The following is a 15,942-nucleotide window of genomic DNA, read 5'->3' on the forward strand; positions in this document are numbered from 1 at the left end:
CCGGTCCTGCCTCTGAGAGAGGTGATCCGCACTTCCCTTACGCGCAGTCTTGATTTCTACTCGCTCGGGCGGGCCAAGGGGCGTCAGTGTTTGTCTCATGTGTCCAGGTCGTAACCGTGCTCGGGTGGGTTGTTCACGTCGGGTGGCTCGATCCCGTCGTCGGTGCTTCGCCACGGTCTGGTTCCTTGGGCGTCGTGGTCGATGACGCCCAAGAATCGGCCGGGACGGGTGTCTGGTCCTCCTTCTGCTATCTCGTCTGACGCCGCGTGGCCTCGCTGCTCCCTCGCGGCTACGAATTCGTTGTCGCGCATCATGGCGCGCACATCGTCGGCGCTGCCCATACCCAGGTCTTCGACGAGGGCGGGTGTGGGGTTGAGCATCAGCGACCAGCGTTCTTCACGGCCTTTCACTGCGGCGCGTTCGGCGCGAGCGGCATCACGAGCGAGCGCTTCGGGACTGGTCTCGGCTTCTTTGATCTCCTTACGCAGCCGGAACACCTCGTCGGAGAGGTCTTTGAGCTGAACAGCTTTCGGGAAGTCCGATAGTTCAACTGTCTCGAGTACCTGCAAGCGCTGTTCGTCACGGTCGAGGGAGTACTCGGCTTTCCCCAGATCCGTGTCGACGGTGTACGCCATGTTCTCTACCCGCGTGAGTAGCCCCAGCGCGTGTTGAGCGGCGTCACCGTCGCCGATCTTCGGGTGAAGCGACGACGCGTCGAGCGGTTTGATCGAGGACCCGATATCGGCGAACGAAAGCCACAGGGTGCTCTCTATTGCCGGCCGCGCCGCTTCGATCGGGTAGCCGCTCATCTCTGCAATGACCACGGCTTTGGTCGCGCCTTCGCCTTTGAGGTTGTAGTAGGTGCTTTGCAGAGCTTTCGTCAGCGCGCGTGCGGCATCGCCCCGTTTGCTGTAGAACGTGCCGCGAACAGTTATACCGGGCCACTGCTGCACGTCACGCCGTGCTTTGAGGGTGGGTGCCGCAGCCGCTAGCCGTGCCACCCGTTCACGCATCCGCGGTATCTCGCGGCGCAAGCGATCACGATCTCGTTCGACGGAGCGTTGTTCGGCGAAATGCGAGTCGGCCTCGGACTGGAGCTCCTGGAGCTGAGAGTCGAGTTCGATCTGCTTGATGTACCGATCGTCCCCGGTTGCGAGGGCTTTGGTCATGGCCGAATTGTCGGCGAGTGAGTCCGAGTCCAGGTCGGCCACGCGCCGCATCGACCGATCGGCCTTCTTGAGTTGCTCGATGAAGTGCGCTTTGCGGTTGATGGTCTGCCACATCACGGTGTCGAAGGTCTTCTCGGCGACGTAGTTGAACACCTGGACGCGGGTGTTCTGGTTGCCCTGCCGGATGATGCGTCCCTCGCGTTGTTCGAGGTCGGCAGGGCGCCACGGAACGTCGACGTGGTGCAGCGCGATCGCCCTGTCTTGAATGTTGGTGCCTGTGCCCATCTTTTCGGTCGATCCGAAGATGACCGTGACCCTGCCGGTCCGGCACATCTCGAACAGGCGCGCCTTCTCGGACGGCTTGGAGTAGTCGTGGATGTAGGCGATCTGGGCGGGGTCCATTCCGCCGGCAATCAACTCCGACCGGATGCCGTCGTAGATCGACCACGAGCCGTCCGCTTTCGGGGTGGAGCGGTCACAGAACACGATCTGGAGCGCCCCTGGTGTCGGGTGCGGCGCACCTGCCGCGTCGAGGTAGGTGTTCTCTCGGGTTTCGTTGTGCACATCGAGAATTCGCGTGGCCACGATGTGAGCGCGGGAATTCTCGGCGGGGGCGGGATCGAGGTGTGCAGCTCGCGGGTCGAGGGTGACGTTGCGGCCGTCGTTGGCGATCTTGAGGGCGTTGTCGATGTCGGGGCGTTTGGCGTCGGCATTGTCTGCGCGGTAGCCGAGATCGGCGATGAAGTCCTGCACCTCGAGAGCGGGGGTGAACAGGACATCGGTGTTGCGGCCACCCTTTTTGACCGGGAGGTTCGCCGGAACCTGGTCTCGGGTGACAGCGTCGGTGAAGACGCTGGTCATGCCGATCAAATCGCCGACGTTGGTGAACTCACCGACCCGGGTCACTGCCCGCAGCCTTGATCCGGAGGAGTTCAGTTCGACACGTTCGACGGTGTCGGTGAAGGTCGCTCCCCAGTCACCGATTTGGGCAACCCCGGCGTCGTCGAGCAGGTCAGGGCGCAGGTAGTGCTGCATGACCCATAGTTCGGCGAGAGAGTTCGCGACCGGTGTGCCGGTCGCGAACGTGGCGACTCGTTCGATGTATTCCTCCGGCGCAATACCTTTGGTGACTGCTTCCTCGCGACGCATCGCCCGTAGGTGCCGCAGCTTCAGGTCCAGATCCGTGGCCCGTTTGCTGCCTTCGTTGGCCAGCTCGGTCACGTCCGAGGCGCGGTAAAGGTTCTTGAACTCGTGTGCTTCGTCGACGAACAGGTAGTCACAGCCTGATGCCTCGAACGTCAGCCCCGAATCCTTGCCTGCCTGGTCGAGGGCGGCTTCGAGCTGTTGTTCGAGACGCTCCTTCTGCTTTTCGAGCATCTTGACGGTAGTGCGGCTCTCCAGCTGCTCCATCTGCGCATCCAGGTCGGTCACTTGGTTGCGTATATATTCCGCTTTCGTGCCCGGGTCGACGCCGATGGCGGAGAACGCCGAGCGGGGAACGATGACCATGTCCCAGTCCTGTGAGGCCGATTGCGCGATCAGCAGGCGGCGTCCTTCGGCGTCGGTGGCTGCTGAGCCGGAAAGAATTCGTGCGGCGGGATACCACTGACCGGCTTCGCGGACAACTTGGTCGATGATGTGGTTGGGCACCACGATCCACGGCTTGTCCGCCAGCCCGAGACGTTTGAGCTCCATTGCACCCATCAGCATCACGCCGGTCTTTCCGGCGCCGACGACGTGGTCGAGCAGAACTGTCGGTTCGGCGACGATGCGAGCGACAGCATCGCGTTGATGCGGGTGCGGGTCGAACTTTTCTCCGAGTCCGGGAAGCGCCAGGTGCGCACCGGAATGAATAGGCGCGACAACGGAATTAAACCGTTCGTTGTAGATGTCGAGGAGCTGCTCGCGGCGCACGTCGTCGGTGTGCAGCGCCCATTGGCTGAACTCTTGTGAGAGTCGACGAGCCTTGGATTGCGCGGCGCGGGTGGCGGCATCGTGGACCGGGGGAGCGCCGGCCTTCTCCCTGAAGTCTTTGGAGGTGGTGATCTCGATGGATGAGCTGTTGAGCAGGTCTTCGAGTACCTCGCCCCAGGTGTAGTCGCCGGACCGGACGCCTGCGTTTGCGATACCGCGGTCCTCGGCGGGTCGATACTCGAAGTTGAACGAGGTCGCCCATGCCCCACGTTTGGGCACCAGACCCCACTTGAGATCGTGCTCATGCGCGCCGGAGTACGCGCCGGTGCTGACTGCCCACTTTGCCGCTGCGCGTTCGATGAGAACCTTGGTCTCTGGGGGTACCTCGAAGGTCTCGCGTACGAACTGGACGTAGGTCTCGATCGGCACCCAGGGTGCGCCGAGGGAGACATCGATGTCGGTCTTGCGCGGCGGGATCACCGCAGCGAGTGCGTCGGCGTTGGCTCGGTATCGCGGATCGAGTGCAGCGACTTCTTCGGCGTCGGCGAGTTTGCGGCGAACATTGCCCGAGAGATACGTCGAGGCGGGCACCCACCGCTGTGGGTCGGACAATGTCCGGAACGCTGTGCCTTCCATCTCGCTTTCGGCCTGCTCGGTGTCGACGCCGAGCAGCTCGGCAATCCGGTCGATGTCCAGGCGCGCGTGCTCGTCGAGACTGATGGCCATGGCCTCGTCGACAGACTCGGCGTAGGTCCGCACTTCGCGTGCGTGCAAAACATCGGCATGGAAGATCGCGGCTTTGCGCGCGGTCATGGCGGCCTCGTCGAAGTGCTCGAGTGCGAACACCGCAGCGAACGTTGGATCGTTGCGAATGGCTTTGCCGAGGTGGTTTTGCAGCTTCGTCGGCGATTTGGGATTGATCCACGCATCGTCGGACAAACGGAGGTAGACATCCTCGGGAATCTCGCCGGCATATGGGTCACCGGCGACGCCTTCGTCCGTGCGCCAGGTCGCGATCAGCTTGTCCAAAGCGGCCTCGTGCTGGGCATCGGTGAGGTCTTTGGGGATCGAGAGCTTGAACCGGTTGATCGGCCCGTAGCGGGCGACGTAGCCGTCGTACTGCTCGCTCAGGATCTCGCGTAGCGCCTGCCTCTCGCCGTGAGAAGTATTCGAGTTACGTTGGGACTCGATGAGGGCGTGTGTGGTGTCACGCAGTTCGAGCATGCGTCCCCATTCAGCGACTTGTTTGGATCCGCGCGTGGGCACCGTCTCCCACCCGGTGCGCATCCACCGCTCGATCACTCCGGCGTCGGCGTCGTGCCGCATCGTCCCGATCGCCACATCTTCCGAGGCGGCTGCGCTCTGCTGCGAGGACTGCAACCCGCGTTCGAAGTCCTCGCGGGTGGGGCCGAGGGTGTCCCTCCAGGAGGCGGTGTGGCCGAGACCGTCCGCTTTGGCGGTGTCGACAATGACGCTCAAGCGTTCCTCGACCACCATGGCCAGATCGTCCCCGCCGCGGGCGGCGACGCTGATCGAATCACCTGCGTACATCCCGTGCCCGACCCGCAGTTCGCCGAGCACCCATTCCGGGTGATCGGTGTAGACGGCGTTGATCGGCACGCCTTTGTCCTCGCCGGCGTCGTCGATGGCGGTGGCGTTCTCGAGCCCCAGGAACCGCTCGGTCAGTGGAGCCATCTTCTTCTTATCCTCGCGGCGACGCAGCACGAGAATGTCGGTAACGACGTCGGTTCCTGCCACCCGGCGAAATGCATTCGACGGCAACCTCACCGCCCCGACGAGATCACCGAGTGCTGCGATCTGTCGTCGCGCCCGTTGATTCTGGGCGTCGAGCGTGTAGCGCGAGGTCAACACCGTGACGTAACCGCCGGGGGCCGTCAATGCCAGCGCTTTGACGATGAAGTGATTGTGCATCGCATGCTTGGACTCGTTGTGGATTGGATCATAGAGCCGCACATCGGCGAACGGGACGTTGCCGATCGCTGCGGTGAAAGAACGCTCCGGAACCATCGTCTTTTCGAAACCTTCGGCGCGGATCTGCGCCGAAGGTGAGAGTGCGGCGGCGATCGCGGCGGATGTGGCGTCGAGCTCGACTCCGACCATCTGCGCCGACGGTGGCGCGTGGGTGATGAAAGTCCCCGAACCGCATCCGGGTTCGAGGACACGTCCTCCGGAGAACCCGGCTCGTACGGTCGCCTTCCACATTGCGTCGGCGATCGCCGGGTCGGTGTAATGGGCGTTGATTGTGGTGCGTTGCGCCTGTGCCCAGGCGGTGTCGTCGAGCAGACCACGGAGTTGTTCGCGCTCGGTGGCCCAGTCGTCGCGGCGAGGATCGAACACTTGCGGTGTTGCACCCCAGCTCGACCAACGGGCCAAGATCTGCTGCTCGCCCGGGGTCGCGTACCGCTGCTGTTCGGTGATGACCGCGAGGGTGCGTAGCGCCTCGATGTTGGCTCGGACACGCGATTTGGTGCCCGAGGGCACCAACACCTGCGGCCCCGATCGAAAGTCCACCGGTGAGGTCACCGGAACAATCGGTTCGGCCTCGGCGATACCTGCCTCGACAAGGACAGGTTCCGGTTCGATAGAAGCCTCTTCGGCAGCGGCCGCGTTCAACAGTGCTGGGTCGAGCGGGGTCGGCAGCGGTGTGCCTCCGACGTTGGTGGAGGCGGGGTCGAGCGGTGCAGCGTCGTCGGAATCGAACGCGAACAAGTCCAGTTGTGCGTCGGCTTCGCTGCGCCGGTTTACTTTCCGCGTGCCGAGTGCTCGGCCGTCCGATCGTCGAGCAGGTTCGTGAACGACGGATACAGAGGGTGAGCGATCGACGTCGGGTAGGGCTGACCGTCCTCGATCCTCGCCTGGATCAGATGCACCGCGTAGTACCCGAACCTCGGCGGCTTCTCCGCCCACAGCAGGTCCGTCAGCTGCTCCGCTTCCTTGCTCGGATCCTCGCAGTTCAGCGGGTTGCGCCACCTCTCCGGGTCGCCGCGATGCACCTGAATCCGCGCTCGATCGCGTTCCTCCATCGAGCTCCGACTCTCCAAGTCCTCCGGATACGCCTCCATGTCCTGTGGGAGTTCGTTGTAAATCTCCTCGTCGATCACGAACTTCGTCGCGTCCGCCCAGGCTTGTTCGATCAGCCCCACCTGCGTCAGGTACGGGGCCGGATGCCCGTTTTCCTTGACGTAACGGCTCAGTGCCTGGTCCTGCATATGGACCTTCATGTTGTCGATCCGCTCCGAGATCCTGCTGCTCTCGCGTTCGAGAAACTGCTGCTGCTCCTGAGGATTCAACTCCGGCGGCAACCCTACGTAGTCGAGGTAAAGCTTCATCACGTCCTGAGTCGTCGGGTCGATCATGGCTATCACTGTCCTCTGTGTCGGCGAACAAATCGAGTTGGTCTTCAGATTTTTTGGCCATGGGTATCGCGCTCCTTGATTCCGCGAGACGCTCGCGTGCACCCGCACCGCCCGAAATGGACGGGGGTCGCTAACGTCATCGACGGCTGGAGGCGTGATCTCCGGCCACATCGGCCCTGGTGGGTCTTGCCGGACCCACCAGGGCACCTTGGTTTCACATCAGGTTGTGTCAGGTTGTTGTTCGGTCAGCCGCTGAGTTCGTCGAACCATCCGGCAGGTGCGGGAGTGAGCTTGTTGCGCATCGGCGGTGTCGTTTGATGCCCGCCGCTTCCGCTGGTGCACCGATACATCGGCCCGTGCTCGGCGTCGAGCATGGTGCGCAGTTGCGGGTCGGCGTGGTGAACCCACCACCCCGACATCGCCGCGCCATCCTCTGATGCGGTCGCGCCCTCCCACGCAGTCCACAGTGAATGCAGCCGCACAACGACCTCGGAGTGCTCCCACCAACATGGGCAGAACACACGATTCTTGCCCTCCGTAGAGGACAGTTTCCGGGCGATGATCGCTGAGAACCACGAATCGAACCAGGCGTTGAACGTCGGGAACTTCGTCGACGGCGTCGCAGCATCGGAGTCGGTGCCGGCGGCGAGATCGCTTTCGTGCGTGGCGGTCACAGGAAAGGCTCCTCGTCGGAGATGGTGCCGGCAGCAGAAACTTCGGCAGGCACGTACCGCGCCTCCAAGTCCTCATCACTGTCGGAGGCGGTGGCGGTTTCCGGGATGCCGTAGCGGTCGAACGAGGCGGTGATGGCTTCGGCGTTCGGGCCATCGGACCAGTAGACCTTTTTCACCAGCACCGGCCGGTTTCCTGAAATCTGCACCAGTGCCCGGGTCTTCGGGATCGCGGCGAGGTCATCGACGGTGAGAATCGCCTCTTTCGACCAGGACTGCGACCGAGAGGACGAACCGCCGTCGAAGATGCCGCCGCTGCGGGAGTTCGACCAGCGTTCGACGTCGTGATCACCCACGAGTGCCGACAGCTCGGACAGGGTGGTCTTGTCCTTGAGTCCGCCTCCGTACCAGAGGAAGTTCGCGGCATCGAGGAGCTGCTTGACCCCGTCCTGTCCCCACACTCGTTGGGCTTGGGAGAGGTTCTGCACGATTGTCATCACGCAGATCCCTTGCGAACCGAGGTGGGAGTACCACGCCGGAAGCTCTGGGAGGCGGCAGACGTTCGCGGCCTCGTCGAGTACACAGAGCATCGGCACCGGCACCCGACCGCGAGGACTCGAACGGGCCTTGCGCTGCGCCGCGTCGATGATCGACCCGATCAAGGCCGTGGTCAACGCCGCCGAGGAATCGGGGCCTTCTTTCGACAGGGCGTAGAGAGTGTCGGTGCTCGTGACGAAATCGTCGACGACGAATTCGTTCATCGCGTGCGGATACTTCACACCGCGCCCGATCTTCGTGTCCGGCGTGTCCTCGGTGGAGAGATCGGTTCGGTTCGGCGGCACGATCGACATTGCGTACGACTTCTCCTCCAGCAGACCGATGAACCGGCGTGCCATGTCGTACAGACCATCTCGCTGACGCGGGTTGAGCTCGCGCACCGACTTGAGGCGCAGTGCCACGATGTGGTGGCCCCGGGCTTCGAGGAGATGTTGGGGGAGCTCGTTCTCTTCGTTGGAGAGCCAGCCGTAGACGTGCAGCAGATCCCCGCGCCCGCACGAGGCGGCGAACATCATCTGCGCGAGCAGTTCCTGCGCACCACCATCGAAGTAGGCATCGACTTTGGCCGAATCATCGCGAGATGCGGCAGCGAAGTACGAGGCGAGCTTGCGGGCAGCGACGATGGTGTCGACTCCGCGCAGCGGATTCCACCAAAACCCGTCGCCTGTGGTGAGCGGGCCTTCGGCGATGCCTTGCAGGTCGTAGCGCCACACCGTGCCGAGCTCCTCGCGGACACCGCGGGTGAAGTCGTGGCCATCGCGCTTGTTGGAGGTGAACAGTGCCGCCCCCGGTGCGGTGCACAAGGCGTCGATCGCCAGGGCTGCGGTCTTACCCATACGAGGTCCGGCGAGGGCGAAGAGCATGTCCTCCCAGGACATGAACACTTTCCGGTCACCTTGCACGGTGCGGCCGACGATCACACCGATATCGGCATCGTCGAGTGTTTCGATCCCCGCGAGATCGGGTCGTAGTGTTCTCGCACGCTCGGCTGCTTGCGAACCGGTCACCCCGGTCAGCTCCGAGGTGGATCCCATCAGCCGCGCCTTTGCATCGACCGCAGTGTGTCCGGTCCTGGACTGGAGCGCGGCCGCTCCGACTCCGATGAGGCCGCAAACGATGACGAACGCGATGACGAACACCCACGTCGAGGTCGCCGGCCAGGTCACTGTGCCGCCTGTGACGGAAAGCAATGCTGCGAGCGGGTTTACAGGAATGTGCTCGTTGGTGCCGGTGAGGGTGTGACCGGCCCAAAGTGAGACGTAGGCGAGCAGGATCAACACCACCATCGCGCCGATTACGAGCAGGGGGAACGCTGTGGATGAGGTGCCGGCGCCCTTGGAGGTCGGTTTCTTGATCACCATGTGTCCACACCGCCCTCGAAGGCTGCGTCGCGGCCGTGGTCGAGTTCGATGACCTGTGCGAGGTTGCCGGTGACGTCGATAGCCGAGTCGGAGGACTGGGTCTGCGATGGTGTCTCGAGCATGAGGTCGGACAATCGGATCGGTTCGACATCGGCTGCTGTGGAGGACACGTCGAGGGTGTGTTCGGCGATCTCGTCGAAGTCGAGGCCGTCGAGTTGCGCTGGTAGCTCGTCGAGTGCGTCGACAGACAATCCGGGTCGTAGGACTGCCTCGTCGATGCCGGCGTCGGTGAGCCGTTCGCGCCAGGCGTCTTCGTGGACGCCTGTCCGGTTGAGTGCGGCTGCGGACCAGTCCTGTGCCGCTTGTTCGTTCGGGATGGCTTCGGTGGGGATCATCTCGTGCGCGACTGTTGCTGCGGCCATGTATGCAGCGGCCCGCGCCAGCGCCAGGTCGGTGTCGATCATGTTGAATGCTCGGCTATCGCTGCGTGGTCGGTATTCGGCCGGTCGTGTCTGTACGACATCACGCCGCGTCTGAGCCCGTTGATGCAGACCCTTGCGGTGTATCGCGGCGAGGGCGGCGCGGCGGCCGCGTTCGTACGCGGCGGCCGCGATCTGCGACCGACGCTGGTGCTCGCCTGTGGATACGGAACCAGTGTTCATCGACGGTCACCACCGTCGGAAGCTGGCAAATCTTCGGAATTATTCGAAACGAACAGAAATGAAAATGGCATGAGGGCCTTCACTAGGAGCGTCGGCCAGCTCACAGATCGTGCACCGAGCCAAAGGGCTTGCAGTGCAGCGCTGTTGCTGGATGGACGCTCGACCGTGACCCTCATCGACGGTCGAACACTAGTTACCTTAACCCATCTGCTTAGGGCACAGCATCTGTCTTGGACTTCGTCAGCTATTCCGTAGATGGCGGCTCACCGGTCGAATGGTGCGCCAAGAACGCAATGTTGGATCACTGCGTCGGGTACCGGCTCGCAGGCGCTGCGTGGGAGTTGAGCTACCCAGGTCATCTTCGAGCGTGGGGATAGTGCTGCAACGCTGGGACGTGTTGAATAGTCGACTTGGAAATTGGGAATGAACCGAGCAGTTTTGATGGTGCCACGCATCGATATCAGCTACTCGCAAGCCTGTCCCCGTGGCGTAAAACCCTTGGCATGGTCGCAACATCTTCGCTTATCGAAGACCGCGCGGTCGTCCCTCATCATCACCGTGCTGGCCCGGTTGGCGGCGTTACTCGCGCCCACCTGACCAGACCAGCTGTCCCTTCGACCCGAAAGGCCTCGCCTCGAACCGTGGAACCTAGCGACCGCCGAACGGCATCGGCCGCGCAATCGGTAAGGCACGGGTGAAAACCACAATCTTGAACCGGTCAGGCCCGGCACCTAAACCTCGATCCACCGATGAATCTGGGAGGTAGTGGGGTGTCGAACTGAAGAAAGTGCCCTCCGACCTGGAATGATTTGAGTTCTCACACAAAAAATCGGACCAGACCAACAGGACACTTCCAGTGCGATCATCCCACACCTTCCACCCTGATTCCGCGAAGTTCGACGACGATCACCTCGTGTCCTGCGCGGGACTGCTGCCGATCATGGCCCTTGCCGACCAGACCGGATTGACCGAACTGCTGGCGGACAAGGTGTCGATCACCGCCCCGAAGATCACATCGGGTACCGCAAATCTGGCACCGAAGTTGACGACGTTGATCGCGGCGATGTGCGCGGGTGCTGACAGTATCGACGACATCGACCTCCTCCGGTCCGGCGGTACGAAACACCTCTTCGACTCCGTCTACGCACCCTCTACCGTCGGAACATTGTTGCGCGAGTTCACGTTCGGCCACAATCGGCAACTCGAATCGGTCCTGCGCGAACACCTCGTTGCTCTCGCTCACCGCACCGAGATCCTGCCCGGCATCGCGGACCGCGCATTCGTCGACATCGACTCGCTCCTGCGCCCGGTCTACGGTCACGCCAAACAAGGTGCCTCCTACGGTCACTCCAAAATCGCGGGCAAGCAGATCCTCCGCAAAGGACTTTCACCGCTCGCGACGATCATCAGTACCGCCGACTCGGCTCCGGTGATCACCGGCATGCGGCTGCGAGCAGGCAAAGCAGGGTCCGGTACCGGAGCCGCTCGGATGGTCGCCCACGCCATCGCCACCGCCCGGATGGCCGGCGCGACGGGAAAGATCATGGTCCGCGGCGACTCCGCCTACGGCAACAGCCGTGTCGTACGTGCCTGCGTCAACGCCTCCGTCGAGTTCTCGTTCGTCCTGATCAAGAACCGCCTCGTCCAACGAGCCATCGATTCCATCACCGACGATGCGTGGACGGCCGTGCGATATCCGGGCGCGGTCCGCGACCCCGACACCGGTGGCTGGATCTCCGACGCAGAGGTCGCTGAAACAGCTTTCACCGCTTTCTCTTCCACCGCTCATCCTGTCACCGCACGGTTGATCGTCCGGCGGGTCAAAGACGCCCGCTACCGCGATGCACTGTTCCCGGTGTGGCGGTATCACCCGTTTTTCACCAACAGCACCCTGCCGACGACGACCGCCGATGTCGTTCACCGGGCACACGCGATCATCGAAACCGTGTTCTCGGATCTGATCGACGGACCGCTCGCGCACATGCCCTCGGGATCGTTCGGCGCGAACTCCGCGTGGGTGCAGTGCGCAGCGATCGCGCACAACCTACTGCGCGCTGCCGGAACCGTGGCAGGCGGGCGGCACGCGAAGGCCCGCGGAATGACGCTACGGCGGAAGATCGTCAACATTCCCGCGCGTTTCGTGCGGCCGCAGCGCGCACCCACGCTGCACCTGCCGCGAAAGTGGCCATGGCTCGACGCATGGCTTCAACTATGGCGCAACATCATTGGGTTCAGTCCACCTTCGACTGCCTGATCCTGACCGACACGCCGACTCGGCCCGAACAACGACAATCGTGGAAACGCTGGGTAGACCAGCGGACGACACACGCCCAGAAGACCCCGACCCCACAATTCAGTCACCGACCACAATGCATCACCTCAGTCGGTGGATCGAGGCTAAACAACTAGATCGCGAAGGCAGTCGTCGCGGCGTGCGCCAGGTGGCCGACCATTACATCTGACTGTGGAAATAGAGAGTCGAGCAGGAAGAAGCCATGAATGGTGCCGTTGTATCGGCGTAACTGAACTGGACGGCGTACCGCTGCAAGCTGATGCGCATAGAGTTCGCCAGCGTCCCGCAGAATGTCGAACTCAGCGGTCGCTACGAAGTTGGCAGCCGCTGTGGTGGATATACCTACTGACGAGATGGGCGAGATTCTAGGATCAGTCCGATCTGTGCCTGGCAATAGGTATTGATTCCAATTCCATGACATCGTTGCCCGCGTGAGACCGAACCCGCTCTCGAATTCGGTGTACGAGAAAGTGCGTGAAGAGTGATCGACAACTGGGTAAATCAATGCTTGGAAAGCGATCTGCAGTTCTGGGTCTCGTTGGAGTATTAGGCAGGCTGCGGCCGCAAGCTGGCCGCCTGCGCTGTCTCCGATCACTCCGAGTCGCTGTCCGTCGATGTCGAGTGCGCTGGAGTTCGAATATACCCACCGAATCGCCGTCACGCAGTCGTTCAGTGGTGTCGGGAAACAATATTCTGGGGCAAGACGGTACTCGACCAGGACGACTGGACAGAGTATGGACTGAGCGAGTCTGCGTGTGGGCCGATCGTAAATTTGTAGGTCTCCCGCGACCCAGCCACCACCATGGAGGTGAATTACCGCAGGCCCGCCGCGCTCGGCGGTGGGGTAGAAAATTCGGACTCGAATGCGTCCATTTACTACGGGTACGTCGAAGTCGAGGATTCTGTGCATCGGGATCGGTGGATTCTGATAGTCGATGTATCGCTTTGTAGTCTCTCGAATCGTCTGCACATCACGTTTCGGTGATGTCTCCCGTCGCGGAGGGAAGAGGACGCCCTCGAGACTAGCGAGCACGTCGCTGACCTCATGGGCGCCTTTCGGTGTTGGCACAACGTTGAGCAATGTCATCGCGAGTTGTGTCTGCGCAGCAGCACGCCGCCGATAGTCGTGGCAATACCTGACAGAACCATCATCGCCATCATGGGGACCGGCGAACCATCTGTCTGACCGACAAGAGCGAGTGTCGGTAGTGGCAGGATCGCCCCGCCGATCAAAGCGCTGGCCGCAATCGTCACCGCAACGCCCATGTACCGCACCTTTGTCTCGAACAACTGTGACATCAGGGATGGTGCGACACCACCGAAGATGCCGTAGGACACCGAACCAACCGCCATTGCGATCCACAGTGCCCAACCAATTCCGGATCCGACCAGAAGGTAGGACGGCACCGCCCACACGATGGTGAGTATCCCGGAGACAATCACAACCTTTTCTCGGCCGAGGCGGTCTCCAAGCCGTGCAGTGCCGGCGACCAATCCGACAAGTGTGATGCCCGTGATGACCAGCCCGATCTGAACGGTCATCGGAGACAACTCTGGGTGGTAGTTCTTGACATAAGCCAGGAGGCTGGTCAAGAACGCGTAACCGAAGGTAACTGGACCTATCCACATCAAGATGCCGATCATCAAGGGCCGGCGCGATTCGGTGAAGAGCGTTTTCAGGCTCCCCGCTTCCTCGCGTTCGCCAGCCATCTTGTCTGCTACTTCGAGGAAAGCCGGCGTTTCGGCAAGACGGCGACGTAGCAAGAGCCCGAAGACGACCAGAACCCCACTGAACAGGAAAGGGATCCGCCAAGCCCAGTCGATCCACGCCGCCGGACTTACGACCGAATTGACGATCAGCAGCGACGTCCCTGCAAGCAGTATTCCAAGCATGTTGCCGATCTGGGGAAAAGCTCCGTAGAAAGTAGCCAGTCGCTTGGGTGCGTGTTCGACCGCTACGACCACTGCTCCCGGATACTCGCCACCGATTGCGACTCCTTGCACCAGCCGTAGCGAAACCAGTAGGAGCGGTGCAGCTATTCCAAGTGCGGTGTATGTGGGTAGCACCCCGATACCGACTGTTGCGATACCCATCAGGCTCAGAGACAGGAGCAGTGCGGGTTTGCGTCCCAGTCGGTCACCGATGCGTCCGAAGATGACTGCACCAAACGGACGGACCAGGAACGCAACTGCATGGCCTGACAGAGCTGCCAGAGTTCCGAGCCAGGGCTCGAAGTTGGGAAAGAACAGCGGGCCGAACACGGTTGCGGCGATGAAAGAGTACAGGATGAAGTCGTACAGCTCGATAGCGTTGCCCATCATTGCCGCCAGGCCAACCTGGCGAGGAGTCAACGGTTTTGACTGTTTTCCTCGCGATCGTTTGATCGTCGACTGCGGGCCGGCCTTTACCATGTCCGAGGTCATCTCTTGGGTCCGCTGTTCAGCGTGAGCGCCTCGTTGGCACTATTTTTCAGCTCCACGGTTATGAACGAGAGTGTGGTGGTTCCTGTGTTTTCGAGGTCGTGCAACAAGAATTCGCCGGACTCGAAAATATAGTTTCGGGTCTCCCCAGCGTTGTATCGGACGGCGCGTGTCGTCCCGTCGTGGGTGTGCTGAAGACTTGCGCCCGGAGTGAGCGCCGTCCACATGTAGTCGAGTACATGCCGGTGTGCGGGGAGGCGTTCGCCCGCACCCAAGGTGATCGCCCACACCCGCAATCGGTCTGTTTCGGAAAGCAATACACCGCCGACGTTGCCGTTCTGGGCGTTTGCCTCGAATTCCCTACGCAACAGATCAGTCCATCCGTCGAAAGCCAGTCCGACCACGTCGCCTGCAAGTGGCAGGTCGTCGAGGTAACTCTGATCGATTGTCATGCGTCCCCTTCTCTGCATCTGTGTCGCTGTGTTCCAAGTCTCAAATAGATGAAAGAATAAGTCCAAGACATTGGTTACATGCCACCGATAAGGATTGTTTATGTTCACGCTGCGGCAAATGGAGTACCTGGTACAGGTGATCGAGGACGGTTCCTTCACCCGGGCGGCCGAGGCTCTCCACGTCTCTCAGCCAGCGATGTCTCACCAGATTGCGGCGTTGGAAAAATCGATCGGGACCAGACTGATCGAGAGGTCGAGTAGGTGGATATTGCCTACCCCCGCGGGACGGGCGATGCTGCCGTTTGCGCAGGCCAGTCTGCAGAACGCGGATCAAGCGCGCTCAGCAGCCAGGGATGTGGATGCACTCGCTGCCGGGGAACTGAAGATCGCAACTGTCTATTCGATCAGCCTGGGCATCCTGCCCGCGGCGTTGACTCTGTGGAGTGGTGAGCATCCCGGTATCGACGTTCGGCTTTTCGAACACAGGCACGCAGGCGAACTGGTGACCGCGATGGAGGCAGGACAGGCCGATGTTGCGATCGGACCAACGCCGAACAATTGGGTCGGTGACGTTCATGAATTGGGATCTGAACGGTTCGTGGTCGTGGGTGCCCCATCCAACGAGACGCTGCAGAATGCGCTACAGGAGATCGATATAGGAGCACTTCGGGATGAGAGGTGGGTCCATTACGCTCCCGAAAATGGTTTGTCCGAGGTGGTGGACTCAGCGTGCAGAACAGCGGGGTTCCGCCCCAAGATAGCCGTGCGAACAGAGCAGTCGGCTTCGGCGCCGGTGTTGGCCGCGGCCGGTCTTGGGGTCGCACTGATCCCTGCATCTCTCATACCCCACGACTTCGCTGGTTCGGTCCGCAGTCCTGCACCGACGATCTCCAGGTCGCTGGCTGCGTACACCCGAGCCCTACCCGATCCGCTCGCCGAAGCGTTCATCGCACTGCTGCTTCGCACAGTTCGGCGAGAGTTCGACACCTCTGTTCGAAGTGCCGAGTTTTCGGCGGTCGTACGAGGGAGTGGTCGCGCTTGACATGGGGTCCGCGGTCGAGCTT

At 61.9% G+C, this 15,942-nt stretch carries 10 protein-coding genes; 2 read left to right on the plus strand and 8 right to left on the minus strand.

Going from position 1 to position 15,942, the window contains the following annotated elements; all coding sequences use genetic code 11:
• Positions 1–95: 95 nt before the first annotated feature.
• The 5 genes from ABIB36_RS20885 to ABIB36_RS20905 form a co-directional block, all read right to left on the minus strand.
• Positions 96–5,813, minus strand: coding sequence for a helicase-like domain-containing protein (locus ABIB36_RS20885; RefSeq protein WP_354563323.1), 5,718 nt, complete (start codon positions 5,811–5,813; stop codon positions 96–98).
• Positions 5,814–5,845: 32 nt separating this feature from the next.
• Positions 5,846–6,460, minus strand: coding sequence for a hypothetical protein (locus ABIB36_RS20890; RefSeq protein WP_354563321.1), 615 nt, complete (start codon positions 6,458–6,460; stop codon positions 5,846–5,848).
• A gap of 245 nt (positions 6,461–6,705) precedes the next feature.
• Positions 6,706–7,134 (minus strand): DUF4913 domain-containing protein, encoded by a 429-nt coding sequence (locus tag ABIB36_RS20895; protein WP_354563319.1) that lies wholly within the window; start codon positions 7,132–7,134, stop codon positions 6,706–6,708.
• Complete coding sequence (locus ABIB36_RS20900; RefSeq protein WP_354563317.1) at positions 7,131–9,050, minus strand: type IV secretory system conjugative DNA transfer family protein; 1,920 nt, start codon at positions 9,048–9,050, stop codon at positions 7,131–7,133. Before ABIB36_RS20900 ends, ABIB36_RS20895 begins: the two co-directional genes overlap by 4 nt.
• Positions 9,044–9,712 (minus strand): TraI DNA relaxase, encoded by a 669-nt coding sequence (locus ABIB36_RS20905; protein ID WP_354563314.1) that lies wholly within the window; start codon positions 9,710–9,712, stop codon positions 9,044–9,046. Before ABIB36_RS20905 ends, ABIB36_RS20900 begins: the two co-directional genes overlap by 7 nt.
• Positions 9,713–10,568: 856 nt before the next feature.
• Between ABIB36_RS20905 and ABIB36_RS20910 the strand changes: the two genes are divergently transcribed.
• Positions 10,569–11,966 (plus strand): IS1380 family transposase, encoded by a 1,398-nt coding sequence (locus tag ABIB36_RS20910; protein WP_354563312.1) that lies wholly within the window; start codon positions 10,569–10,571, stop codon positions 11,964–11,966.
• A 151-nt stretch (positions 11,967–12,117) separates the two neighbouring features.
• Here ABIB36_RS20910 and ABIB36_RS20915 read toward each other — a convergent pair whose 3' ends face one another.
• The 3 genes from ABIB36_RS20915 to ABIB36_RS20925 all read right to left on the minus strand — a co-directional run bounded on the left by ABIB36_RS20915 (position 12,118) and on the right by ABIB36_RS20925 (position 14,878).
• On the minus strand, positions 12,118–13,092 hold the full coding sequence (locus ABIB36_RS20915; RefSeq protein WP_354571679.1) for an alpha/beta hydrolase: 975 nt from the start codon (positions 13,090–13,092) through the stop codon (positions 12,118–12,120).
• The gene (locus tag ABIB36_RS20920; protein WP_354563307.1) at positions 13,089–14,327 is read right to left on the minus strand and encodes an MFS transporter; all 1,239 of its coding nucleotides are present in this window, start codon (positions 14,325–14,327) and stop codon (positions 13,089–13,091) included. The genes ABIB36_RS20915 and ABIB36_RS20920 overlap by 4 nt, the downstream gene beginning before the upstream one ends.
• A 98-nt stretch (positions 14,328–14,425) precedes the next feature.
• Positions 14,426–14,878, minus strand: coding sequence for a cupin domain-containing protein (locus tag ABIB36_RS20925; protein WP_354563305.1), 453 nt, complete (start codon positions 14,876–14,878; stop codon positions 14,426–14,428).
• Between the two features lie 118 nt (positions 14,879–14,996).
• Here ABIB36_RS20925 and ABIB36_RS20930 point away from each other — a divergent pair, with 118 nt between their 5' ends.
• A complete protein-coding gene (locus ABIB36_RS20930) occupies positions 14,997–15,920 on the plus strand; it encodes a LysR family transcriptional regulator (protein WP_354563303.1) in 924 nt (307 codons plus the stop codon).
• Positions 15,921–15,942 lie beyond the last annotated feature (22 nt).

It is taken from the genome of Rhodococcus sp. UYP9, assembly GCF_040547235.1.
Classification (GTDB): Bacteria; Actinomycetota; Actinomycetes; order Mycobacteriales; family Mycobacteriaceae; genus Rhodococcoides.

Excerpts from the sequence above, each read along its gene's own strand:
- ABIB36_RS20920 (WP_354563307.1), bottom strand. The coding sequence starts at position 14,327 with ATGATGGGCAACGCTATCGAGCTGTACGACTTCATCCTGTACTCTTTC.
- ABIB36_RS20915 (WP_354571679.1), bottom strand. The coding sequence starts at position 13,092 with ATGACATTGCTCAACGTTGTGCCAACACCGAAAGGCGCCCATGAGGTC.
- ABIB36_RS20925 (WP_354563305.1), bottom strand. The coding sequence starts at position 14,878 with ATGACAATCGATCAGAGTTACCTCGACGACCTGCCACTTGCAGGCGAC.
- ABIB36_RS20905 (WP_354563314.1), bottom strand. The coding sequence starts at position 9,712 with ATGAACACTGGTTCCGTATCCACAGGCGAGCACCAGCGTCGGTCGCAG.
- ABIB36_RS20930 (WP_354563303.1), top strand. The coding sequence starts at position 14,997 with ATGGAGTACCTGGTACAGGTGATCGAGGACGGTTCCTTCACCCGGGCG.
- ABIB36_RS20900 (WP_354563317.1), bottom strand. The coding sequence starts at position 9,050 with ATGGTGATCAAGAAACCGACCTCCAAGGGCGCCGGCACCTCATCCACA.
- ABIB36_RS20890 (WP_354563321.1), bottom strand. The coding sequence starts at position 6,460 with ATGATCGACCCGACGACTCAGGACGTGATGAAGCTTTACCTCGACTAC.